Source organism: Nicoliella sp. ESL1106 (assembly GCF_058509965.1).
In genome coordinates this window covers 871,673-893,362 of sequence record NZ_CP196340.1, presented here as the reverse complement: position 1 = coordinate 893,362, position 21,690 = coordinate 871,673, and the positions used below count along the sequence as shown (strand labels likewise).

Genomic DNA, 21,690 nt, shown 5'->3' with positions numbered 1-21,690 from the left:
GTTCTCCTTTTCTTCTAAAAAATATTAAACAAATGCAGGATTGGTAGAACAAACAACAAGCTATCAAAACGGTCTAAGATTCCACCATGTCCCGGAAGAATTTTACCTGAATCCTTAACCCCATAATGACGTTTAAGTGCAGATTCCACTAAATCACCAAATTGACCGCCAATAGAAGCAATGATCGTAATTGCAATCATTGGCAATAGCGAGTAAAAATTTTGGGGGAAGAAAAATACGATCAACGTACATACGATCGTTGCAAGCAACGAACCCCCAATTGAACCTTCCCAGGTTTTATTCGGACTAATGTGCGGAGCAAGCTTATGCTTACCAAATTGTTTTCCAAAAATATAAGCCCCACTATCAGTAGTCCATACAATTAGTAATGCATACAAGACTACGTTTAATCCCGTAGCCCTTGCAACGATTAAGTAATGGAAACCAATTCCAACATATATAAATGACAAAGCAGCAATTCCTACATCATCAAAATTGAACCGATTTTTAGTAAATACCATTCTTAATAATAACAACATTACAAATATGTAAATAATAAATGTAGGTGTTAAGTAGCTTGGCATTATATCCATCATTTTACTAGGGGCTAATATGAATAGTCCCCCTAAAAAGGCAATCGTTGATTCAGGTGAAACCAAAATCATCTTTTTCATTAATAATATCTCACTAATTGCAACTAATCCCATCGCAAAAACTAAGATATCAAATGGAATTCCACCAATTAATAGTAGTGGAATAAAAATGCATAACGCAACCACTGCAGTAATAACTCTTTGTTTCATCACTAACTCCTTATTTATTTTTAATTCCTCCAAATCGTCGATCACGACCCTGGAAATTTAAAATAGCATTTTTTAATGAATCAGCATTATAATCTGGCCATAAATCATTCGTAAAAATTAGTTCGCTATAAGCAATTTGCCAAAGCAAGAAATTTGAAATTCTTTGTTCACCACTGGTACGAATCAATAAATCAGGATCAGCATATTCACCTAACGAGCTAGTCATTAATTTCTGAGAAAAGAATTCAGAATCAATTTCATCAATTTCTACTTTACCACTTTGCACTGCTTTTGCAATTTTACGAGTAGCTAAAAGGATTTCGTCCCTTGATCCATAATTAAGTGCAAAGTTCAAAATCATTCCATTACAATCAGCGGTATCAGCAATTGCCTTTTGGACAACTTCTTGGGTCGATTGTGGCAATTGATCTAATTCCCCCATCACTTGAACTCGAACATTATTATCGATTAATTCAGGAACAAAACTACTAAAAAATTTACCAGGAAGACTCATTAAATAACTGACCTCTTCATCGGGCCGTTTCCAATTTTCAGTAGAAAAGGCGTATAGACTCAGCACTTTTACCCCTAATCGACTAGCAGTCTTAGTAATTGTTTTAACAGTTTCCATTCCCCTTTTATGACCTGCAATTCTAGGCAGGTGCCGCTTTTGAGCCCAACGGCCGTTCCCATCCATTATAATCGCAATATGATTAGGAATACGATTCATATCAAGTTCATCATTAGTAATACTTTCTTTTTTTCTGAACATAATTATTACTCCATCTAAAATCAAAATAAAGGATGAGTAGATACCCATCCTTTATATAATACATTATTTAATTAAAATTAACCACCGAATTAAATTCAGCTAATTTAATTAGTTTTCGTCTGGCCGTTGAATTAATCTCCATTCACCACGGTTACTTTCAATTAAAGTATTGAAGTATTGAAGTAACTTATTAGCTTCTTCTGCTTTGCGTTCACCAAGCATATTAAGTCCTTCACCAGTAGGAATTGGTTCTGATAAATCAGTGATTTCATTTCCATTTTCAATGGTTGCCTTTGAAAATGCAATGATCCAATCGTCTGCAATTAATTTTGAAACAACGATGAATAAGTTAAAACCATCTTCAACGTATGCAGGCATTACATAAATATCATCTTGTAATGGTTCCAATGGATTTCCAGCATAGTTCAAAAATTCAGTGTTTCCATTTACGATTGGTTGGTTCAATCTAAAAACCATGTTATTAAATTCTTTTGTTCCTGGTGTAATTTCTACGCTATCTTCAGCCATAAAGCATTTCTCCCTTATTAATTAATTTAGTATTAATTATTAGTGATTTCTTTTTCCTTATCACTAACAATCTTTTCAACACCACTGATTGAGTCATCGGTAATTTTTTGAACTTTATCTTCCAAGCTGTGAGCTTCATCATCAGTGAAGTCATCATTCTTGTTCCCCTTCTTCACCGCATCCATCGCTTCACGACGAACGTTTCGAACGGCAACCTTACTTTCTTCACCAACAGCCTTAACTTGTTTAGCCAGTTCCTGTCTTCTTTCCTCTGTTAATTGAGGAATTACTAATCTAATCACACTTCCATCATTAGCTGGGTTTAGTCCTAAATCAGCTTCAAAAATTCCCTTTTCAATGTCATCAAGGGCGCTTTTATCATATGGAGTGACCATAATTACCCGAGGTTCTGGAATTGAGATTGAGGCCACTTGGTTCACTGGCACTTCACTTCCATAATAACTAACCTTCACTCGGTTTAAAATACTAGCATTCGCACGCCCTGCTCTAATACTTGATAATTCTCGTTCAAGTACTTCTTGAGCCTTCTTCATCTTGGCCTTTGCACTATTTAAAATGTCATTCGAATTAGCCATTAATTAATTCTCCTTTACCGTTGTACCAATTTGTTGACCTAGTACAACTTTTTTAATATTTCCTGGTTTATTTAAATTAAATACAACCAATGGAATTTGATTATCCATCGCCAACGAGCTTGCGGTAGTATCCATTACGCTAAGCCCCTCGTTGATGATGTCCATATAGGTAAGTGTATCATACTTAACTGCATCTGGATTAATATTTGGATCGTCAGAATAAATTCCATCAACACCGTTTTTAGCCATTAAGATAGCATCTGCATGAATTTCTGCAGCTCGTAAAACAGAAGTTGTGTCAGTTGAGAAGTATGGATTTCCAGTTCCTCCAGCAAAGATAACGACGCGATTTTTTTCTAAGTGACGAACTGCTTTTCTTCTAATGTATGGTTCAGCAATTTGTCTCATTTCAATTGCAGTTTGGACGCGTGTAGGCACTCCAACTGCTTCTAGGTTATCTTGTAAAGATAGTCCATTCATAATGGTAGCAAGCATCCCGATATAATCAGCCTGTGCTCTTTCCATACCCATTTTTGATCCAGCTTCTCCACGCCACATATTACCGCCACCGACAACAATCGCGATTTGAATTCCCAAATCATAAATTTGTTTAATTTCCTTAGCCATTGACCGCATTACTGGTAAATTGATGCCAAAGCCCTGTTCACCTGCAAGGGCCTCACCACTAAGCTTTAAGATTATTCGCTTATATTTTAGGTCTGCCATTATTTTTCCTCCCCAAACTTTTATATCATGATAATTCTATCATAATATTTAAAATTGTGATAGCGTATATCACCTATCAAAAGTGGTTCTTAAACTGAATATAACATTTTTCACAAAAAAAGCGCTCAAAAGAGCGCAATTTTTATTAAATAATCTAATTATTTGATTTGACCATTTACTTCGTCAGCAAAGTTAGTTTCTTCAACTTCGATTCCTTCACCAACTTCGTATCTAGCAAAGCCCTTTAATTGAGCACCCTTGCTTTCAACAAATTTACCAACAGTTTGATCACTATCCATGATAAATTCTTGGTCAGCTAAACTAATTCCAGCAAGGAACTTGTTCAAACGACCTTCAACCATTTTTTCAACAATGTTTTCTGGCTTGCCTTCATTTAAGGCTTCCTTCTTAAGAACTTCACGTTCGTGATCCAAACGATCCTTAGGAACATCGTTTCTACTCATAAATTCTGGGTTAGCAGCAGCAACGTGCATTGCAACTTGCTTAGCAGTAGCATCATCACTACCTTCAAGTAAAACTAAAGCAGCAATTAAGCCACCATTGTGAAGGTAAGCACCAAAGTGTCCGTTAGCATCTTTTTCAAATACTTGGAAACGACGAAGAGAAACTTTTTCACCAGTAATTTGAGTAGTATGAATAATGCTTTCTTTGATACTACCATCTGGAGTAGATAATGCTAATGCATCATCCATATTAGCTGGCTTGTTAGCAGCAATCGTGTTTGCAATTAAATCAACTAATTTCTTGAAATCATCATTAGTTGCAACGAAGTCAGTTTCAGCATTAACTTCAACGATAGCAGCAGTATCACCATCAACAGCGATTTGTGCTAAACCGTTAGCAGCAACATTGCCACTCTTCTTTTCAGCCTTAGCAATTCCCTTTTCACGTAAGTAATCAAGGGCCTTCTTTTCATCACCATCTGAAGCAACTAATGCCTTCTTAGCATCCATCATTCCAACACTAGTCTTTTCACGTAATTGTTTAACTTGAGCAGCAGTAATCTTAGCAGCCATATTTATTTCTCCTTTTAGTTCATAATAAAAGCTGACCCAAACCTAGGCCTTAGCGGTCCAAAATTGAGTCAGCCCAAGTGCTTATTAATTATTCATTATCTTCTTTTGATTCTTCAGCATTGTCAGCGGAAGTAGCTTCAAAATCATTTTCGCTAACGCCTTCTTCACCTTGGTTACCTTCAATGATAGCATCAGCCATCTTAGAAGTAATCAAACGAACGGCACGAATAGCATCATCATTTGAAGGGATTACAACGTCAACAACGTCTGGATCTGAGTTAGTATCAACCATTGCAACGATTGGGATGTTTAAGATGTGAGCTTCGTGAACAGCAATTGCTTCCTTACGAGGATCAACAACAAATAAAACATCAGGAATCTTAGGCATATCTTCGATTCCGCCTAAGAAGTATTCTAACTTAGCCATCTTCTTGTTAAGAAGTGAAACTTCCTTCTTAGGAAGTAAGTCAAAAGTACCATCAGTAGACATCTTCTTTAACTTCTTAAGGTAAGCAATCCGCTTTTGGATCGTATCCCAGTTAGTTAAAGTTCCACCTAACCAACGGTGGTTAACGAAGTATTGGCCAGCACGAGTAGCTTCTTCTTCGATTGAGTTTTGAGCTTGCTTCTTAGTCCCAACAAAAAGTACAGTAGCACCCTTAGCAGCTTCATCCTTCATGAAATTGTAAGCAGAATCTACTAACTTAACAGTTTTTTGTAAGTCAATAATGTAAATTCCATTTCTTTCAGTAAAGATGTATTCTTTCATCTTAGGGTTCCAGCGACGAGTTTGGTGTCCAAAATGAACACCGGCTTCTAATAATTGTTTCATTGAAATAACAGCCATGATATTTCCTCCATAAATAAATAAGTTTTTTCCTCCCCAATGATCAACTAACTTTACAACCCATTTAAAATGAGCACTGGCAAAGTCATCACATTAGGTGTGAAATATTAACTATATAATTATACAAAATATAATTATAGAATGCAATCACCTATTTTATTTTTTTACGACTTTGTCTGAATTACCAGTGGTAATTAAAGCTAAGTTCGCATCAAGCGATGTGTTGACCATGCTATTAACAGCCGTCTTCGTGTAAAAAGCAATGTGGGGGGTAACTAAAACATTATCCCGTTTTAAAAGTTCCTTAACCCGTTCGTCTGGAATCGCATCGAAGCTTCCAAAATCAGCGTTAAATACACCCACTTCATTTTCATAAACATCCAACGCAGCGCCGCCGACCTTGCCACTATCAAGTGCTCTGATCAAAGCATCAGTATCGATCAACGTCCCCCGCGCAGGATTTAAAATAATGACGCCATCCTTCATTTTCGCAAACGTTTTATCATTTAACATGTGTTCATTTTCCTTGACAGCTGGTGCATGCAATGAAATAACGTCTGATTGACGATAGAGTTCCTCTGGTGTGTCAACATAGATTCCCTCTTTATCTAATTCTGGGTTTTTGAAGATGTCATAAGCAATTACTTTCGCACCAAATCCCTTATAGATTTGAATAGCAGCACGACCAATTCGACCAGTTGCAAAGACTCCAACGGTCAATTGGTTTAATTCAGTTGCAATATTTGGAGCCCATTTTAAATTCCCGTGGGCAATTTTATTATTAAATACCTTCGTGTTCCTTAACAATTGCATTAACTGCGTAACTGTAAACTCAGCAATTGCTTGTGGAGAATAAGCAGGGACATTGGTTACCTTAATTTGATTGCGGTTAGCAGCTTCAAAGTCAACGTTATCGACCCCCACGTTGCGAAGCGATAATGCCTTGATGCCAAACGAACCTAATTGATCTAATACTTCAGCAGTATAAGGTGCTTGTTGAAATGCAACCACACCACTAAAACCTTGAGCCTTCTTCACAGATTCAGCATCCAAATTTCCACTTTCAATTTGGACATCAACGTCTGAATGATTGGATTCCCATTCACTAATAAACGGTTTTTCATCGTTACGTACTCCATAAACAATAATCTTCATTATCAAAGAAACCTCCTAAGTTTGTTATCTTAATTATTATACCATTCAATCAATCGCCATTATATTAAATCATTCTAACGTTGTGTTTTTTTAAATATTGTTCCTTGGCCTTTCGACTTTGATGCTTAAAGGCATACTCTGCTTTTAATGCTTCACTTTTGGTCGGAAACGATTCATGGTAGATCAATTCAACTGGCTGATGTGACTTGGTATATTTAGCTCCCTTGCCACTTTGGTGTTGAGCCAATCGATGTTTTAAGTTGGTCGTATAGCCACCATAAAAAGAGCCATCCCCACACCTTAAAACATACATATAAAATCGTTCGGGACTATTCGCCATATAACACCTGGTTTATCATTTTAGTGTAATTATTAGAAGTACCATCATAAACTATGATTGGCGGTTTAACCTTGAGTCCGCCTGGTTTACCATCCTTAATGCCAGAAACTAAAATCATATTCGAATCACGTCCGACCCGAGGATAAACGAATTGGATTTCCTTAGGGACGATGCGATTTGCCTGCATCTTATCCATTAGTTCTACCATACGGTCTGGACGATGAACAAAATAACAACGCCCATTGGTCTTCAAGAGCCCACTGGTCACTTTTAAAATCGTATTTAAATCCGTTTTGATTTCGTGTCTGGCAATCGCTAAGTATTGATTCGGATTTTTATGACTAGTATCAAGATCAGCAAAGTAAGGTGGGTTGCATAAAACCACATCAGTTGAATCTTTGGCAATTTGCTGATCGATTGCTTTTAAATCCGCATTATAAACTGTGAAACGAGCGTCCAAGTTATTTAAGGTCACACTTCTTTTAGCCATATCAGCTAACTTAGGCTGAATCTCCACTTCTAAAAACTGGCCACGGGTTTTATGCGCAGCAAATAGACCGACCGCACCATTTCCAGCACACAGATCAACAACCTTAGTGTTAATCGACTTTGGAATCATTGCAAAATTTGCAAGTAAAATTGCATCAAGAGAAAATGCAAATACATTCGGGTTTTGAATTATTTTTATATTCTGACTGTCCAAATAATCAATTCGTTCATCAGCTTTTAGTTCAACTTCCAATTTTTTCAACTCCGCTTTAAAATTTTCTTGCAATTAAATATCATTATAGAATAATATTGAAATGATAAACGTTTTAGGAGGTTCACGCTTCATGTATTCATTTTTAAGGTTCATAACCAAAATCATTATTAAAATAGTTAATGGAAACATCAACATCATCGATAAAGACAAACTCCCTGACGGCAACTACATTCTTGTCGGCCCCCACAGAGCTTGGTTCGATATGATTATTTTTGCATTAGCAGCTAGTCCCAAAAAGTTTACATTTTTAGCTAAGAAAGAATTATTCAATAATTTCATTTTAGGATATATTTTAAATAAAGTAAACGCGGTCCCAGTTGATCGAGAAAATCCAGGGCCATCAGTAATCAAGAAACCAGTTAAAATATTAAAGAATACTGATTTATCGATCGTTATTTTTCCATCCGGTAGTCGTCATTCTGAAGATTTAAAGGCGGGGGCAGTTTTAATTGCTAAGCTTGCGAGCGTTCCCCTAGTCCCAGTTGTCTACCAAGGGCCGCTATCTTTCAAACGTTTATTTACTCGTAAACCGATTACGATTGCGTTCGGTGATCCAATTAAAATTGATCGCAAAGTAAAGATCAATGATGAACAACAAACCCAGTTTGAAAACCAAATGCAAGCCAGTTTTGATCAACTTGATTGTAAAATCGATCCAAACTTTAAGTATGTTGATATTTCCAAGAAATAAAAAAATAAGCAATAACAGCTATTCGACTGTTATTGCTTATTTTTATCCACGGTTTTTCATCGTGTTCATCATTTGTCGTAACTTCTTTTGTGAAGGTTTTTGACCCATTTGTTGCATCATGGCACTTAATTGATCTTCACTAATTGGTGGATTACTTTTTAAATAAGATTCCATATACTTACGAGCACCAAAGAAGCCAATTGCAACTCCTGCTATTAAGGCAATAATTACAATCAATATCCAAATTCCAGTTCCCATTAATTACACCTCCCGATAAAAATCTAATCATATTAATTTTACACAATTAATAATCATTTTAAAAGAGGTTAATCATTAATCGTCACGAAGTCCCTTGCCTCTTTGAATATCACGCACTTTTTTAGGCGTTACTTCTTTGCCCTCTTTATTATAAACTTTCATCATTTCAACTTGTGATCTAAAGTTTTCCTTGAATCGTTTTAAATATTGTTTTCTTAATTTTCCCTGTTCAACCTTTTCTAACTCGGTTAAACCCTTTGCTTTCGCTTTGTGAGCTAATTCATTAATTCTGGGAATAATTTTCATTAATTCTTTATCTTCAGCCATTTTATATTCCTCCCGTAAATCATTTATTATAGATTACTCGTTTTTAACACGATATTCAAACAAAAGCAACCGAACATTTGTTTTACACCCGATATTTTTTATGCTAAGATATCGTTATAATTAGCGAAATTAGGAGGTGATGGGTAATCGCAAAAATAGAATCAAAACAAATTACAATTCTAAGGTTTATTTGGAAATCAATTCGAAACCAAGGGTATCCTCCTACTGTTCGTGAAATCTGTGAAGGGGTCAATCTTTCTTCCACATCAACAGTATATGGTCATATCACTAGATTACAAAAAAAGGGATTCCTAAAAAAGAATCCCACCAAAACCAGAGCATTGGAAATTACCGATCTGGGGCTTCGGGAACTAAATGTTAACGTTCGAACAAATGAAATGCCCTTATTAGGACAAGTTGCTGCTGGTGAACCAATTTTAGCATTTGAAAATGCAACCGAATATTTCCCAATTCCACCTGAATTTGAATCAATCTCAGATTCTTTATTCATGCTAACGATCAAAGGTACTAGCATGATTAACGCGGGGATTTTAAATCATGATCAAGTCATTGTTAAAAAACAATCAACTGCTGAAAATGGTGAAATCGTAATTGCAATGACCGAAGATAATGAGGCTACTTGCAAACGCTTCTATAAGGAAAAAGGTCATTATCGACTCCAACCAGAAAACGAAACCATGCGCCCAATTATTTTAGATCAAGTTACAATTCTTGGAAGGGTAATTGGTCTGTATCGTGCTAATATTAACTAAGTAAGCGGTCCCTCATATGGGATCGTTTTTAATTTGTCAAAATCATATTGTAAAATGTCATCAGCACTTTTGACATATGCAATGACACTATTAGAAATCATCAGGTTAACAATTCCATTTCCTTCATGCAAAACGATAATATCCTTACCAATATTAGTGGCATAACCGATTTCAAATGCAGTTCCGCTATCAACGAAGCCATCTTTAAAATCTAAAACTGCTACGATAACATCACTAGCTTCCAATTCATCAATATCTTTTTGGTACACTTTTTTCGCCCAACTTAAGCTCCCCACCTTTTCATCTGGAAAGTTGGCTGTGCGGGGACTAAAAAAATTGCTAATGGTTGGATTATTCGTAAGCGCCTCTTCAACCCGTTCAATTCTAGCAATTTGTTCATCATCAAAAAATGGTCCAGCTAAATATACTTTTTTCATTTCTAACTACCTACCTTCTAATTTGATACTGTCTTTGGTCATCCTTAACCCCTAAAAATACATACTTAGCACTATCTTCATTACCATTTAATTTTAAGTTTCCTGCCTTAATTTTTGGCCAGGATTCAAAAATAGCTTCATATTCAGGAACTGATAGTTCACTGCGATCATCAATAAGACGATCCATCTTAGCTTTCCGATTAGCATCAAAAAAACCGTCTTCTAATCTTCCAGTAAAGAATTCACCTTGAGCACCCGAACCATAGCTAAACAATCCAATTAAATCACCAGATTGTAAATCACTATCGTTATCAATTAAAGATAACAAACTTAAGTATAGTGAGCCGGTATAAAGATTCCCTACACGCTTATTATACATGCTTCCAAAATCAAATGCTGATTTTAATGCGACCTGCTTTGCGCTAGTAGCTTCTGGTAATACTGCCCGAAGCCCCTTAATTCCTATTTTAGGATATGGCAAATGAAAAATCATCGCTGTTAAATCATCAATTTTAAGCCCCGTCTTGTTTTTATACTGACGCCATGTTTCCTTAAAAAAGTCAACATAAACATCATTTGAATAATGACCATCTACGATCGCCTCGGTAGTGTAAAGGGGCCGCCAAAAGTCCATAATATCCTGGGAATAAAATGTACTTACTCCATCAAAAGAAATAATTTGTGGATTAGCTGCAATAATCATTGCAACTGCTCCACCACCTTGGGTAACTTCTCCTGGGGTATTTAATCCATACCTAGCAATATCAGCACCAATTACTAATGCTTTTTTATCTGGATGCAATTCGACATAATCACGTGCCATCTGAAGACCAGCGGTAGCTCCATAACAAGCTTGTTTAATCTCAAAAGCGCGCGCATTGGGGTTTAATTTCAGTAAATTTTGAAGGTAGATTGCTGCTGACTTAGAGTTATCAACCCCCGTTTCAGTCCCAAAAATAATTAAATCGATTTGAGAACGAACATCGTCATTAATAATATCAAAAGCTGCGTTCGCAGCCATCGTAACCACGTCTTGAGTATTGGGAATCACGGATTGTTCCTGTTGTCCAATTCCAATTAGGTACTTATTAGGATCTTCGTTGCGTGCTAATGCTAGTTTGCTCATCGATAAATACATCCCAGGGGTGTAAAAATTAATCGCATCAATTCCGACTTTCACTTTAAAACCTCATTCCATATTTCTAAACTAATATTTTTCAAATAAAAAAACATGCCTGTAATAGACATGTTTTTTGATAAGGAGAGTACAGGAGTCGAACCTGCCCGCCGAGATTAATCGGTTCGTCGGATTTCGAGTCCGATGCATTACCGCTCTGCCAACTCTCCAAAAGCGCATAATGATATTATATCAATTTCGAAAAAAATTGTAAATACCATTATTGCTTTAATTTTAATACTTCATAAGACTCAACATGTCATAGCCCTTGATTTTATCACGACCGTGCAAATCAGCTAATTCAATTAAAAAGGCAGTTCCAACAACAATTCCACCTAGATCTTCAACTAATTCAATCGTTGCGCTAATGGTGCCACCAGTTGCCAATAAATCATCAGTGACTAAGACTCGTTGACCCTTCTTAATAGCCCCTTCATGAAGATATAGTGACGATTCACCATATTCAAGGCCATACGAAGCTTTAACTGTCTTACCGGGTAGTTTGCCCTTCTTTCTAGCTGGTGCAAACCCAATTCCCAAATCATATGCAACAGGACAACCAACAATAAAGCCCCGCGCCTCAGGTCCAACAACCATATCTACCTTCTTATCGCGAGCATATTGAACGATTTCATCGGTGGCTTGCTTGTAGGCCTGACCATCTTCTAACAGTGGTGAAATATCCCGAAATACAATGCCCTTTTCTGGAAAATCGTTATAAGACGCGATATAGTCATTTAAATTTAACGCCATGCAAAAATCTCCTCCTTGCTACTACTAACCCATTAAATCATTAAACATTGCAATTAAGTTTGCAGAATTAGGTAATAATAATTGTTTTTCTAGTGCTAATTGTAACTCACGATTACGATAAGCTTCAGTAGATTTTAAATCCTGTTTTTGTAAATTCGAATTCATTGATAAGATTCCATTGTTAATGGAAACAAACTGAAGTTCTTGGAACACTTTAATCATAAAAATAACTAGGTTTCGATCAATTCCCAGTTGAGCAGCAATCTGATTTAAAGATTGGTTAATATTAAAAGCAGGACTACCACTTAACATTTTAAATAATGCCCCAAAATATTCACGAGTTGGGAATCCACTTTCATAAACAAAATGTTGTTTAAATAAGTATAATACCACTTGATTGTTATCAAAGTATTTAATAACATGTTTTAATTCATCAATCGTATCAGGAAAATCAACAATTATAATCAAATCAGCAAGCTTTTCTTTAGACAAGTCATTATACCAAATGATATTACTTTTTTCATTAATGTATGGTTCCAGTTCCTTCACAAACCGCTTATTAAACAAAACATAGGTTCCGTTTAGTTTTAACATTTTTGGATTTAAGTTTCTAGAACGTTGATCGATAATTTCGACTCCGCTAGACTTTAAATCCTTGACCATTAATTGCAATGAACTAACGTTGTTCCAGGTATTCATTTCGATAGTTGCAACGACATCAATCGAACTAGAGTTAGATTGAATCGAGTTCATTTTACTGCCCATTCCAAATGCAACTGCCTTGATCCGATTTTGATTCCCGTTAGCTGAAAACCTAAGATGAGCGTTCTGGTTGCCCATCGTTTGCAAATTATTAACTAGTTTAGGTCTAATTTCAAATAGGGGTTGAGGATTATCGGTTCCATATGGAGCAAGCTGACTTAATGATTCATAAAGCAAATCATCCACTTGGTCAACACTAATTTTAGCATCGACTTTCAAACCTGGTTTCTCATTTTTTTCATTCCCTGACAGTTTGAAGTTTTTTTCAAATTCATCAGCAAGCTCGGACAAATTATCTTTTTTTATGGATAGCCCCACTGCCATATCATGCCCACCAAATTTAAGCATCAAATCCTTTGCTGGCTCAAGTGCCGCGAATAAATTAAAGTCCTCAATGCTTCTTCCAGATCCCTTGGCAATCCCAGTTTTAGAATCAATTCCTAAAACCAAGGTTGGTTTATGATACTTATCAACTAATTTGCTGGCTACGATTCCAACAACACCCTCATGCCAACCATCTCCGGCAACAACAATTGTATTACGATCCTGATTGTCGGATTGATCAAGTTGATCGCAAGCAGCTTTAAAAATGTCGGTCACCAATTTGCGACGTTCAATATTCAAATGCTCTGTTTGTTGGGCTAGCTTATTGGCTACATCGTCATCTAACGTTGTCAATAATTCCACCCCAACGTTAGCATCATCCATTCTGCCCAATGCATTTAGTCGCGGAGCAATTCCAAATCCAATACTATGTTCATTGATCGGTTTATCAAGTAATTTTGCATTTTCAAGTATTTTTAGTAGTCCTGGGCGTTGTGTATCTTGAATTGCTTTAACGCCAAACTTAGTTAGAACGCGATTTTCACCGGTTAAGGAAACTAAATCGGCAATTGTTCCAATGGTTACTAAATCTAAAAACTCTTGTGGAATTTCATCTAATAAAGCCGAAGCTACCTTAAATGCAACCCCTGCCCCAGAAAAATAACCAAATGGGTACTGCGCACCAGGATATCTAGCATGAACAACTGCATAGGCATCAGGAACCCCTTGCTTCGGAATTTCATGATGATCTGTAATAATAACGTCACAGCCATGTTGGTTAGCAAAATCAACGGGTTCAAATCCAGTTACACCATTATCAACCGTAATGATCAATTTGGTCCCATCATCAATAATTTTAGTAAATGCATCTAAATTAGGACCATATCCATCGCTAAATCGATTGGGAACATAGTAGTTAACATCCGCTCCAATTTCAGATAATGTTTCATACATAATTGCGGTACTAGTTAATCCATCAGCATCATAATCTCCATAGATGGTAATTTTTTCACCATCTTCAATGGCCTTAGTAATCCGTTCGACCGCTTTTTCCATATCATGGAATAAAAATGGATCGCCAAGTTCCTCAGCACTTGGATTTAAAAAATGCTTAACATCATCAACGTTCTTATAACCACGTTCAAAAAGAATTTTAGCAACGATGGGGCTTAATTTTAATTCCTTGGCAATTTTATCAACATCACCGATATTAGTAGCATCAAATTTAGCAACTTTCCAATTATATTTTGAATTAATCATTTAATACCTCATTATTAATTATTCGGGCTTATTACGATTTAAATTTTCTTGCTTATTCTCATTTTTCAATTTGGCTTTTAATTCAGTTAATTGTTTGTTCAATTGATTAACTTTTGCATCATTTTCTTGATTCAATTTTTTAATATCACGACTTTTGGTAACAGAAGAGGTCGTTGTAAGTAAGAAGCTAACTAGTGCTCCAATTAAAATCCAAAGGATTAACATCACGATCATAGGCAATTTTAGTGTTCCAAAACCGAAGTTGATTGCAACCGATTGAACGTTTAAAAGAGCAAATATCACAATTATTAAAGCTAGAACGATTATTGAAATCATTTTCACTTGTTTTTTCATTATAATCATCTTCCTTAAATAGTTTGGTTTTTATCAAATGGAACATCAACAACATCAAAATCTTTAACAACATCCGTATTTTTAAAGATTGCTCTAGCCTGTTTTTGCAAAATGTTAGCCATTTTACCCGTATAGCGTGAAGAAATATGGGTCAGTAACAATTTTTGTACATTTGCATTCTTCGCTAAAATAGCAGCTTGAACATTAGTTGAATGGTAATAATTACGGGCTAATCCAGCTTCATCCTTAGAGAAAGTGCTTTCATGAACTAGGACATCTGCATTTTTAGCTAATGGTAACGAATTTTGATTTTTCCTAGTATCCCCTAAAATGGTTACAATCCGTCCCTTTTGCGCTTTGCCAATGTAGTCCTTGCCATGAATGATTCTGCCGTCATCCAATTTGACATCTTTTCCCGCTTTAATATTACCATAAATTGGGCCTGAAGGAATATTAGCAGCCTTTAACTTATCAACTAATAGCTCACCAGGATGATCATGTTCTTCAATGCGATATCCAAAGGATTCAATTTGATGATCCAATGTATTCATGTAAACAGTAAATTTATCATCTTCAAATATTTTACCAGGCGTTGTAAGTTCTTGATAAATAATCTTATAAGACAATTTAGTTTTGGAAACCCTTAAGCTAACTTGCACAAACTCTTTAATGCCCCTCGGACCATAAATGGTTAATGGCGTATCTCCACCTTGAAAAGAACGACTGCTAAGTAGGCCAGGCAGTCCAAAGATATGATCACCATGGAGGTGCGTAATAAATATCTTATTAATTTTTCTAGGCTTCAAATTAGAGCGTAAAATTTGTTGCTGAGTTCCTTCCCCAACATCGAAAAGCCATACCGAATTACATTCATCAAGTAAACGTAACGCTGTACAAGAGACATTGCGAAACTTACCAGGGACACCTGAACCTGTGCCCAAAAATTCAATTTGCATATTATTTCCTCTTATCTGTTAAAAATTACAATATTAACATTGTAGCATATCATTATGAGTTGAATCTCATAATCAAGGCAAAAAATGCTTAGGAATCTCCTAAGCATTTTTATTTAAGAATTGTTTTCGCGATTAAACTAACGTATTTAACATTTCCGTCTGGATTAGGATGAACATGATCATCCCAGAACCATTGATTTTGATTTTCACTTGCTTGATGCCAATCAATAACATGGAAATTATTATATTTTGTGGCCGCTTTCGCGATTACATCATTAACCTGTCCTTCCCAATAACGAGTAGGAACATGCACGTTAATCCAATAGATTTGATGATTGGGACCAATGTCATTAATAACTTGATCCAGTTGAGCAGGAGTCATCGGACTATTCGTACCCAGGTTTAACAACACATTGGGTGACAATGCATTACTATTCTTCAATTGGTTGATTACATCTGGAGTTTGCCAAATTTGACGCCCCACTTGAGCTGAAATATAAGCATTGGGGAACACCTTTTGTAAATCACTAGCAGTATCAGCCATAATCGAATCACCAACTGCAGTAATCGGAAATTGTTTTGCCTTTAATAACTGCTCAGGCGTAAGGCTAAATTGTTTTGCCAAGTTTTTATCAGCAGTGCTGAGTTTAACCACTTTAATCGTTTCTGAGGCCATTGATGCCTTTTTCTTTTCCTGTTGCTTAATGATTTTTTGATTTTTCTTTTGAAACGCTTTTTGATTAGCAACAATATCCCTTTTTAAATTATCAGAATCCGCCTGACTATAATTGGGGTGAAATGCTCCATATCCACAAATAAACATTAATATCAATACTGGAAATGCAATAAAACGCTTAAATCCAAATCGTGATTTAATTTTAAATAATTCAACTAAGTGTGATTTCAACATTTTAAAATCAAAATGCCGAATTGGTCTTTCTATAAATCGATATGATAACTCACTGATAATAAATATGATTATGATCTCTATCAAAGCGTTTAAAACGGGATGCGCTCCAATACTCATTACGCGAGATTCATAAAAAATCATTACTGGAAATTGATATAAATAAATTCCATAACTTCTAGTCCCAATCCAGCTAAAAAGTCGGTTAGTTAGCAATTGATTGATATTTCCACTCGGGTGAACACAAGTAGCAACTAATAACATCGTTAGAATAGAAATGACTAGCATTCCCCAATTATAAGTAGCGCTACTTTGCCCTGATAATGTAAACAACAGCCAAACGATACCAATTAATGATCCAATACCAATTAAGTTCAGTAAAAATTTTAAAAACGGCGAGAGCTGCTTAGATAGCTTTGCAGAAGGCCAAATAATGGCCAAAGAAACCCCGAATAAGATTGAAAACATTCTAGTGTCAGTCCCGTAATAGACCCGATTAATATTATTAACGCTATGGTAAACGTAGGTCATCCAAACTGCCGATCCAAATGAAAACGAAAATAGTAATAAGGCAATCTTCGTTCTTGATCTAATCAACATTAATAAAATTACCAATGCAATTGGCCATACTAAATAATACTGTGCCTCAATCGATAAAGACCACAGGTGTGTAAAAGGTGATTCACCTTGAAAACGATCAAAGTAGCTCTGTCCATGACCAATTTCCCACCAATTATATAGATACAATAAATTGGTCCAAATCGTCACTCCCAAGTCCTTTAATAACGTTCTTTGAAAGAGAGTAATGTAAGCTCCAGTTCCAATTACCATTGTAAATAGCGCTGGATATAGTCGCCTTAACCTTCTGTAATAAAAATTAAATAGATTAATTTGGCCATTTTGCTCCCATTCCTGCATTAATAGATCGGTAATTAGATAACCAGAAACCGTAAAGAAGATTGAAACCCCTAGATACCCACCCTTAATGCTAAAGGGTAATAAATGAAATATAATGACAGCAAATACAGCTATCGCACGAATTCCGTCTAATCCTGTAATATAACGTCGGTTATGCTTTAAATGATTATTATTTTGCATTTTAGAGTGCCCCTAAACTTCATAAATAAATGAGAAATCTAAAATATTAACAGTATCGCCATTCTTGGCACCACTATCCCTTAATGCATCGTCAACGCCCATTCCGCGTAGTTGACGTGCAAATCTAAGCATTGATTGTTCATGGGTCGTATCAGTCATTTGGAATAGTTTTTCTAAGCGGTTACCAGATAACGTCCAACTACCATCTTCTTCATGGGTAATGGTAAACGGAGCATCATCAAGATCAGATTGGATTGAAACTTCCTCTTCAACATCTGTAATTGGAAACTTAGGGGTCTCATCCAATAGGTCAGCAGTTGCACCAATTAATTCCTTCAAACCGCTATGCGTAATAGAAGAAATTGCAATAATGCGTCTTTGATTGCCTTCGCTATCAATTTGATTGGTAAATTGCTTTAGGTTTGCTTCTGCATCTGGCATATCCATCTTAGTGGCAACGATAATCTGAGGCCGTAAAAGTAAGTTTTCATCGTATTTGGCAAGTTCTTGGTTGATTTTTTGATAATCAACAAACGGGTCACGGCCTTCAACACCACTCATATCAACTAAGTGTAAGATAACTCGCGTCCGTTCGACGTGCCGTAAGAATTGAAACCCGAGCCCCGTACCAGCAGAAGCCCCTTCAATCAAACCAGGTAAATCGGCAATTACAAAGTCCCGACCATCATTTAACCTTACCATTCCTAAGTTAGGAACCAGCGTCGTAAAGTGATAATCCGCTACTTTGGGTTTAGAACTAGTTATTGCAGAGAGTAGAGTCGACTTTCCAACGGATGGAAAACCAACCAAACCAACATCGGCAAGTAATTTTAATTCTAAACGAACGCTAAAACCCTCACCTGGTTCACCGTTTTCAGCAATTTCTGGAGCAGAATTTCTAGCAGAGGCAAAGTGCACGTTTCCGCGACCACCACGGCCACCGTTAGCAACGATAAATTGATCCCCAGGATTAACTAAATCGCAAATTAAGCGGTTAGTATCATCATTATAAATACTAGTTCCCTCAGGAACATTGATTACTAGGTCATCTCCGCTTCTTCCAGTCATTTTTTTGCTACCACCGTTATTTCCATTAGCAGCCTTAAACTTTTGGCTATAATGAAAATCCATGAGTGTGCTCATCCCACTGTCAACTTTAAACACAACGTTACCGCCATGTCCACCATCTCCTCCAGCAGGTCCTCCATTGGGTACATATTTTTCACGTCGCCACCCGACAACGCCGTCGCCACCCTTTCCGGCTTGGACATTAATTTTAACTTGATCTACAAACAATTTTATTCTCCTAATCCTTATTAATTATATTATTAATTATATTATAAGTTCCTAATGATAGCTAATTTTTATTGGATTCTGATGGGGCCTTATTTAAACTAAATTTAATTGTTTGAGCAACGGTACTCGAAATTCCTAACGCTGCAATTTCATCAGCACTAGCGGTTTCGATATTTTTCATTGATCCAAAATGACGCAGCAATTTATTTCTGGTCTTAGGGCCAACCCCCGTGATTCCATCAAGGCGTGAGCTTAACGAGTGCTTAGTATGGACCTGACGGTGGAAACTAATTGCAAACCGATGCACCTCATCTTGCACCCTTTGAACTAAATAAAAAGCTTGACTCTTGGGATTCAAATTTAATGGTTGATCAGCATTCCCAAATAAAATATCGGCAGTTTTATGCTTGGTGTTTTTTACCATTCCTGCAACCGGGATGTTTAAATTCAACTCATTTACCAACACGTCCTTAACTGCGTTCATCTGAATTTCACCACCATCCATCAATATTAAATCAGGAAGGGATGCATGCTCTTTTAATAATCTAGAATAACGTCTTCTAATTACTTCCTTGGTACTTGCGGTTTCATCAGCATGGTCCACAGTTGTTAATTTATATTTACGATATAATTTACGATTGGGTTGCCCATCTTCAAATACTACCATTGCAGAAACTAGATCGGTCCCCTGAATGTGAGAATGATCGAAAGCTTCAATTCTATGCCCCCTAGGAATGCCTAACGCATCAGTTAGCTCATTCATCGCACCAGTGGTTTTCAACTGATCTAATTCAATTAGTCTAAATTTTTCATCTAGTACTAATTTAGAATTTTTACCAGCCATTTCTAACAGGGCTCTTTTTTGCCCGCGTTGGGGAGTTCTAACGGGAACCCCTAACACCTTACTCAAAACAGATTTTGGTAAGTCTGTAGGGACTAAGATTTCTTTTGGTAGCGGCTGATCACGCTTTTGATAAAATTGAACAATAAAGCTGGTCATTTCTTCAGTGGCTGAACTTACCACTGGAAAAACCCGCTTTACTCGTTTCATTAACCGTGCTTGCCGAATAAAAAAGATTTGGATTGAAATCCAACCCTTATTAAAGTAAAAATTAAATACATCCCGTGGCGTTGTATCTTGTGAAATAATCTTTTGCTTTTCAACCGTCACTTCAATGTACTTAAGTTGATCTCTTAAATCTGCTGCTCGCTCAAATTCTAGATTATCGGCCGCTTCATGCATTTTTTGAGTTAATACTTTCTTAGCAACGGTAACGTTGCCATTCAAAAATGATTTAATTTTTTTAATTTGTTTTTCATACTCTTCTTTAGGAACCGTCTTAAAGCAAGCACCTAGGCACTGTCCCATATGATAGTAAAGACAGGGACGATGTTGAAAACCATTACAACGTCTTAACGGATACATTTTTTGCAAAAAGTTCAACGTTTCATCAGCAGCATAGACATTCGGATAAGGGCCAAAATAATATCCACCGTCGTTTTTAACTGCATTTACGATCATTAATCGTGGATCCCGTTCATTCGTAATCTTAATGTATGGATAGCCGTTATTTCCCTGCTTTAATTGAATATTAAAGTAAGGCCGATGCTTTTGAATCAAGGTAATTTCGAGAAGAAAAGCCTCTTTATCGGTTGCAGTAATAATCGTCTCAAAATCACGAATTGTAGATACTAACTTGGCTGTTTTTCCAGTATGACTACTTTTAAAATAAGAACGCACTCGATTTTTTAAATTTTTAGCCTTTCCTACATAAATAATATGACCATTTTTATCCTTCATTAGATAACATCCAGGTAAATCAGGCAATAGTTTTAATTTGTTTTCAATATGTTCAGTTGCCAACTTATCACTTCCTTTGATGACAAATAAATCATTTTCTGCTATTATGAAATAAAATAAAGGCAGGAGATGTAATTATGGGATTAAAAATTAATTTACAAAATGACTTAGATAAAATGCTTGGTAAATTTGCTCAAATTGACCCTAAGGACAATGAAAGAGATAAATTCATGAAAAAGGCTGAGAAGAAGAGTCAAGACAAGGGTAATAATAAGACCAAAATTCTTTCACAAGATAAAACTGATAAATAAGTATATTAATAGCCCTCACAAGTGAGAGCTATTTTTTAGTTAACTTGTTTTTCAATCCAGTCCCAAATTTGATCCTTACCTTGTTTGGTTTTGGCTGAAAACATAATCAATTCCTGATCATCAACGTTAATCGCCTTATGAATCATACTGGATTGCTTATTCCATTTACCACCAGCAATTTTATCCATTTTAGTAGCAACAACTAGCCTTGGAACATCAAAATAATCTAACCATTCGGCCATTTGACGATCATCTTGAGTTAAATCATGCCGACCATCAATTAGTAAAATAACTCCTTTTAGTTGGGGGCGCTTAGTTAAATACGTTTCAATCATCGTTCCCCATTTTTCACGTTCAGATTTTGATACTCGCGCATAGCCGTATCCTGGGACATCAACAAAGTAAAGCGCATCTTCAACCTCATAAAAATTTAAAGTTTGGGTCTTACCGGGTTGATTAGAAGTATGTGCATAATTCTTGCGATTAATCAAGGTATTCGTTAGTGAAGATTTACCAACGTTTGAGCGGCCAACCAAGGCAATTTCTGGATACCCTGTCTTTGGGTATTGGCTTGGACTAACTGCACTGATCAATAAATTAACGTTATGAACATCCATGTTTTTTCTCCTTAAAAAAAG

25 protein-coding genes and 1 tRNA gene are annotated in these 21,690 nt (G+C 36.2%); 3 read left to right on the top strand and 23 right to left on the bottom strand.

Annotated features, from left to right (window positions below; genetic code table 11):
• Positions 1-14 precede the first annotated feature (14 nt).
• From ACSVI6_RS03905 to ACSVI6_RS03860, 10 genes are all read right to left on the bottom strand, one after another.
• Entirely contained in the window at positions 15-803 is a 789-nt protein-coding gene (locus ACSVI6_RS03905; protein ID WP_491716169.1) for a phosphatidate cytidylyltransferase, read from the bottom strand.
• Positions 804-813: 10 nt separating this feature from the next.
• Positions 814-1,575: an undecaprenyl pyrophosphate synthase gene (gene uppS / locus ACSVI6_RS03900; protein ID WP_491716168.1), complete on the bottom strand. Its 762-nt coding sequence runs from the start codon at positions 1,573-1,575 to the stop codon at positions 814-816.
• 108 nt (positions 1,576-1,683) lie between these two features.
• Positions 1,684-2,103 (bottom strand): hypothetical protein, encoded by a 420-nt coding sequence (locus ACSVI6_RS03895; protein WP_491716167.1) that lies wholly within the window; start codon positions 2,101-2,103, stop codon positions 1,684-1,686.
• A 32-nt stretch (positions 2,104-2,135) separates the two neighbouring features.
• Positions 2,136-2,699, bottom strand: coding sequence for a ribosome recycling factor (frr, locus tag ACSVI6_RS03890; protein WP_491716166.1), 564 nt, complete (start codon positions 2,697-2,699; stop codon positions 2,136-2,138).
• A 3-nt stretch (positions 2,700-2,702) separates the two neighbouring features.
• Entirely contained in the window at positions 2,703-3,425 is a 723-nt protein-coding gene (pyrH, locus tag ACSVI6_RS03885) for a UMP kinase (protein WP_491716165.1), read from the bottom strand.
• 158 nt (positions 3,426-3,583) lie between these two features.
• The gene (gene tsf / locus ACSVI6_RS03880) at positions 3,584-4,462 is read right to left on the bottom strand and encodes a translation elongation factor Ts (protein WP_491716164.1); all 879 of its coding nucleotides are present in this window, start codon (positions 4,460-4,462) and stop codon (positions 3,584-3,586) included.
• Between the two features lie 88 nt (positions 4,463-4,550).
• Positions 4,551-5,309 (bottom strand): 30S ribosomal protein S2, encoded by a 759-nt coding sequence (gene rpsB / locus ACSVI6_RS03875; protein WP_491716163.1) that lies wholly within the window; start codon positions 5,307-5,309, stop codon positions 4,551-4,553.
• Positions 5,310-5,465: 156 nt separating this feature from the next.
• Positions 5,466-6,464, bottom strand: a complete 999-nt coding sequence (locus ACSVI6_RS03870) for a D-2-hydroxyacid dehydrogenase (RefSeq protein ID WP_491720488.1) — start codon at positions 6,462-6,464, stop codon at positions 5,466-5,468.
• 64 nt (positions 6,465-6,528) lie between these two features.
• Positions 6,529-6,804: a GIY-YIG nuclease family protein gene (locus ACSVI6_RS03865; RefSeq protein ID WP_491720487.1), complete on the bottom strand. Its 276-nt coding sequence runs from the start codon at positions 6,802-6,804 to the stop codon at positions 6,529-6,531.
• Positions 6,794-7,546 (bottom strand): tRNA1(Val) (adenine(37)-N6)-methyltransferase, encoded by a 753-nt coding sequence (locus ACSVI6_RS03860; RefSeq protein WP_491720486.1) that lies wholly within the window; start codon positions 7,544-7,546, stop codon positions 6,794-6,796. The genes ACSVI6_RS03865 and ACSVI6_RS03860 overlap by 11 nt, the downstream gene beginning before the upstream one ends.
• Positions 7,547-7,637: 91 nt before the next feature.
• Here ACSVI6_RS03860 and ACSVI6_RS03855 point away from each other — a divergent pair, with 91 nt between their 5' ends.
• Positions 7,638-8,258 carry a lysophospholipid acyltransferase family protein gene (locus tag ACSVI6_RS03855; RefSeq protein WP_491720485.1) on the top strand — a complete coding sequence of 207 codons (621 nt, stop codon included), beginning with the start codon at positions 7,638-7,640 and terminating at the stop codon, positions 8,256-8,258.
• Positions 8,259-8,300: 42 nt separating this feature from the next.
• Here the strand turns inward: ACSVI6_RS03855 and ACSVI6_RS03850 are convergent, their stop codons facing one another.
• The gene (locus ACSVI6_RS03850) at positions 8,301-8,516 is read right to left on the bottom strand and encodes a YneF family protein (protein WP_491716158.1); all 216 of its coding nucleotides are present in this window, start codon (positions 8,514-8,516) and stop codon (positions 8,301-8,303) included.
• A 75-nt stretch (positions 8,517-8,591) separates the two neighbouring features.
• Positions 8,592-8,843: a DUF896 domain-containing protein gene (locus tag ACSVI6_RS03845; RefSeq protein WP_491716157.1), complete on the bottom strand. Its 252-nt coding sequence runs from the start codon at positions 8,841-8,843 to the stop codon at positions 8,592-8,594.
• 146 nt (positions 8,844-8,989) lie between these two features.
• Here ACSVI6_RS03845 and lexA point away from each other — a divergent pair, with 146 nt between their 5' ends.
• On the top strand, positions 8,990-9,616 hold the full coding sequence (lexA, locus tag ACSVI6_RS03840) for a transcriptional repressor LexA (RefSeq protein ID WP_491717291.1): 627 nt from the start codon (positions 8,990-8,992) through the stop codon (positions 9,614-9,616).
• On the opposite strand, the gene ACSVI6_RS03835 is transcribed toward lexA, so the two are convergent.
• From ACSVI6_RS03835 to uvrC, 10 genes are all read right to left on the bottom strand, one after another.
• Entirely contained in the window at positions 9,613-10,053 is a 441-nt protein-coding gene (locus tag ACSVI6_RS03835; protein WP_491716156.1) for a nucleoside 2-deoxyribosyltransferase, read from the bottom strand. The two genes, lexA and ACSVI6_RS03835, sit on opposite strands and share 4 nt — an antisense overlap.
• A 10-nt stretch (positions 10,054-10,063) precedes the next feature.
• Positions 10,064-11,233, bottom strand: a complete 1,170-nt coding sequence (locus ACSVI6_RS03830; protein WP_491720484.1) for a hydroxymethylglutaryl-CoA synthase — start codon at positions 11,231-11,233, stop codon at positions 10,064-10,066.
• A gap of 79 nt (positions 11,234-11,312) precedes the next feature.
• Positions 11,313-11,400 (bottom strand) — tRNA-Ser (locus ACSVI6_RS03825).
• 64 nt (positions 11,401-11,464) lie between these two features.
• On the bottom strand, positions 11,465-11,983 hold the full coding sequence (locus tag ACSVI6_RS03820; protein WP_491716154.1) for an adenine phosphoribosyltransferase: 519 nt from the start codon (positions 11,981-11,983) through the stop codon (positions 11,465-11,467).
• A gap of 24 nt (positions 11,984-12,007) precedes the next feature.
• Complete coding sequence (recJ, locus tag ACSVI6_RS03815) at positions 12,008-14,329, bottom strand: single-stranded-DNA-specific exonuclease RecJ (protein WP_491720483.1); 2,322 nt, start codon at positions 14,327-14,329, stop codon at positions 12,008-12,010.
• An 18-nt stretch (positions 14,330-14,347) separates the two neighbouring features.
• On the bottom strand, positions 14,348-14,683 hold the full coding sequence (locus ACSVI6_RS03810) for a LapA family protein (protein ID WP_491716152.1): 336 nt from the start codon (positions 14,681-14,683) through the stop codon (positions 14,348-14,350).
• Positions 14,684-14,697: 14 nt separating this feature from the next.
• Positions 14,698-15,639, bottom strand: coding sequence for a ribonuclease Z (rnz, locus tag ACSVI6_RS03805; RefSeq protein ID WP_491716151.1), 942 nt, complete (start codon positions 15,637-15,639; stop codon positions 14,698-14,700).
• A gap of 109 nt (positions 15,640-15,748) precedes the next feature.
• Positions 15,749-17,644 carry an acyltransferase family protein gene (locus ACSVI6_RS03800; protein WP_491716150.1) on the bottom strand — a complete coding sequence of 632 codons (1,896 nt, stop codon included), beginning with the start codon at positions 17,642-17,644 and terminating at the stop codon, positions 15,749-15,751.
• Between the two features lie 12 nt (positions 17,645-17,656).
• Complete coding sequence (gene obgE / locus ACSVI6_RS03795; RefSeq protein ID WP_491716149.1) at positions 17,657-18,940, bottom strand: GTPase ObgE; 1,284 nt, start codon at positions 18,938-18,940, stop codon at positions 17,657-17,659.
• A gap of 61 nt (positions 18,941-19,001) precedes the next feature.
• Positions 19,002-20,804 carry an excinuclease ABC subunit UvrC gene (gene uvrC / locus ACSVI6_RS03790; RefSeq protein ID WP_491720482.1) on the bottom strand — a complete coding sequence of 601 codons (1,803 nt, stop codon included), beginning with the start codon at positions 20,802-20,804 and terminating at the stop codon, positions 19,002-19,004.
• 74 nt (positions 20,805-20,878) lie between these two features.
• Here uvrC and ACSVI6_RS03785 point away from each other — a divergent pair, with 74 nt between their 5' ends.
• Positions 20,879-21,052: an SPJ_0845 family protein gene (locus ACSVI6_RS03785; RefSeq protein ID WP_491716147.1), complete on the top strand. Its 174-nt coding sequence runs from the start codon at positions 20,879-20,881 to the stop codon at positions 21,050-21,052.
• Between the two features lie 35 nt (positions 21,053-21,087).
• Here the strand turns inward: ACSVI6_RS03785 and yihA are convergent, their stop codons facing one another.
• Complete coding sequence (gene yihA, locus ACSVI6_RS03780; protein ID WP_491716146.1) at positions 21,088-21,669, bottom strand: ribosome biogenesis GTP-binding protein YihA/YsxC; 582 nt, start codon at positions 21,667-21,669, stop codon at positions 21,088-21,090.
• Positions 21,670-21,690: the final 21 nt, after the last annotated feature.

Excerpts from the sequence above, each read along its gene's own strand:
- ACSVI6_RS03870 (WP_491720488.1), bottom strand. The coding sequence starts at position 6,464 with ATGAAGATTATTGTTTATGGAGTACGTAACGATGAAAAACCGTTTATT.
- frr (WP_491716166.1), bottom strand. The coding sequence starts at position 2,699 with ATGGCTAATTCGAATGACATTTTAAATAGTGCAAAGGCCAAGATGAAG.
- recJ (WP_491720483.1), bottom strand. The coding sequence starts at position 14,329 with ATGATTAATTCAAAATATAATTGGAAAGTTGCTAAATTTGATGCTACT.
- ACSVI6_RS03855 (WP_491720485.1), top strand. The coding sequence starts at position 7,638 with ATGTATTCATTTTTAAGGTTCATAACCAAAATCATTATTAAAATAGTT.
- ACSVI6_RS03835 (WP_491716156.1), bottom strand. The coding sequence starts at position 10,053 with ATGAAAAAAGTATATTTAGCTGGACCATTTTTTGATGATGAACAAATT.
- ACSVI6_RS03800 (WP_491716150.1), bottom strand. The coding sequence starts at position 17,644 with ATGCAAAATAATAATCATTTAAAGCATAACCGACGTTATATTACAGGA.
- yihA (WP_491716146.1), bottom strand. The coding sequence starts at position 21,669 with ATGGATGTTCATAACGTTAATTTATTGATCAGTGCAGTTAGTCCAAGC.
- ACSVI6_RS03820 (WP_491716154.1), bottom strand. The coding sequence starts at position 11,983 with ATGGCGTTAAATTTAAATGACTATATCGCGTCTTATAACGATTTTCCA.
- ACSVI6_RS03895 (WP_491716167.1), bottom strand. The coding sequence starts at position 2,103 with ATGGCTGAAGATAGCGTAGAAATTACACCAGGAACAAAAGAATTTAAT.
- ACSVI6_RS03810 (WP_491716152.1), bottom strand. The coding sequence starts at position 14,683 with ATGAAAAAACAAGTGAAAATGATTTCAATAATCGTTCTAGCTTTAATA.
- ACSVI6_RS03850 (WP_491716158.1), bottom strand. The coding sequence starts at position 8,516 with ATGGGAACTGGAATTTGGATATTGATTGTAATTATTGCCTTAATAGCA.
- ACSVI6_RS03905 (WP_491716169.1), bottom strand. The coding sequence starts at position 803 with ATGAAACAAAGAGTTATTACTGCAGTGGTTGCGTTATGCATTTTTATT.
- rpsB (WP_491716163.1), bottom strand. The coding sequence starts at position 5,309 with ATGGCTGTTATTTCAATGAAACAATTATTAGAAGCCGGTGTTCATTTT.
- rnz (WP_491716151.1), bottom strand. The coding sequence starts at position 15,639 with ATGCAAATTGAATTTTTGGGCACAGGTTCAGGTGTCCCTGGTAAGTTT.
- uppS (WP_491716168.1), bottom strand. The coding sequence starts at position 1,575 with ATGTTCAGAAAAAAAGAAAGTATTACTAATGATGAACTTGATATGAAT.
- tsf (WP_491716164.1), bottom strand. The coding sequence starts at position 4,462 with ATGGCTGCTAAGATTACTGCTGCTCAAGTTAAACAATTACGTGAAAAG.
- ACSVI6_RS03785 (WP_491716147.1), top strand. The coding sequence starts at position 20,879 with ATGGGATTAAAAATTAATTTACAAAATGACTTAGATAAAATGCTTGGT.
- ACSVI6_RS03865 (WP_491720487.1), bottom strand. The coding sequence starts at position 6,804 with ATGGCGAATAGTCCCGAACGATTTTATATGTATGTTTTAAGGTGTGGG.
- ACSVI6_RS03845 (WP_491716157.1), bottom strand. The coding sequence starts at position 8,843 with ATGGCTGAAGATAAAGAATTAATGAAAATTATTCCCAGAATTAATGAA.
- pyrH (WP_491716165.1), bottom strand. The coding sequence starts at position 3,425 with ATGGCAGACCTAAAATATAAGCGAATAATCTTAAAGCTTAGTGGTGAG.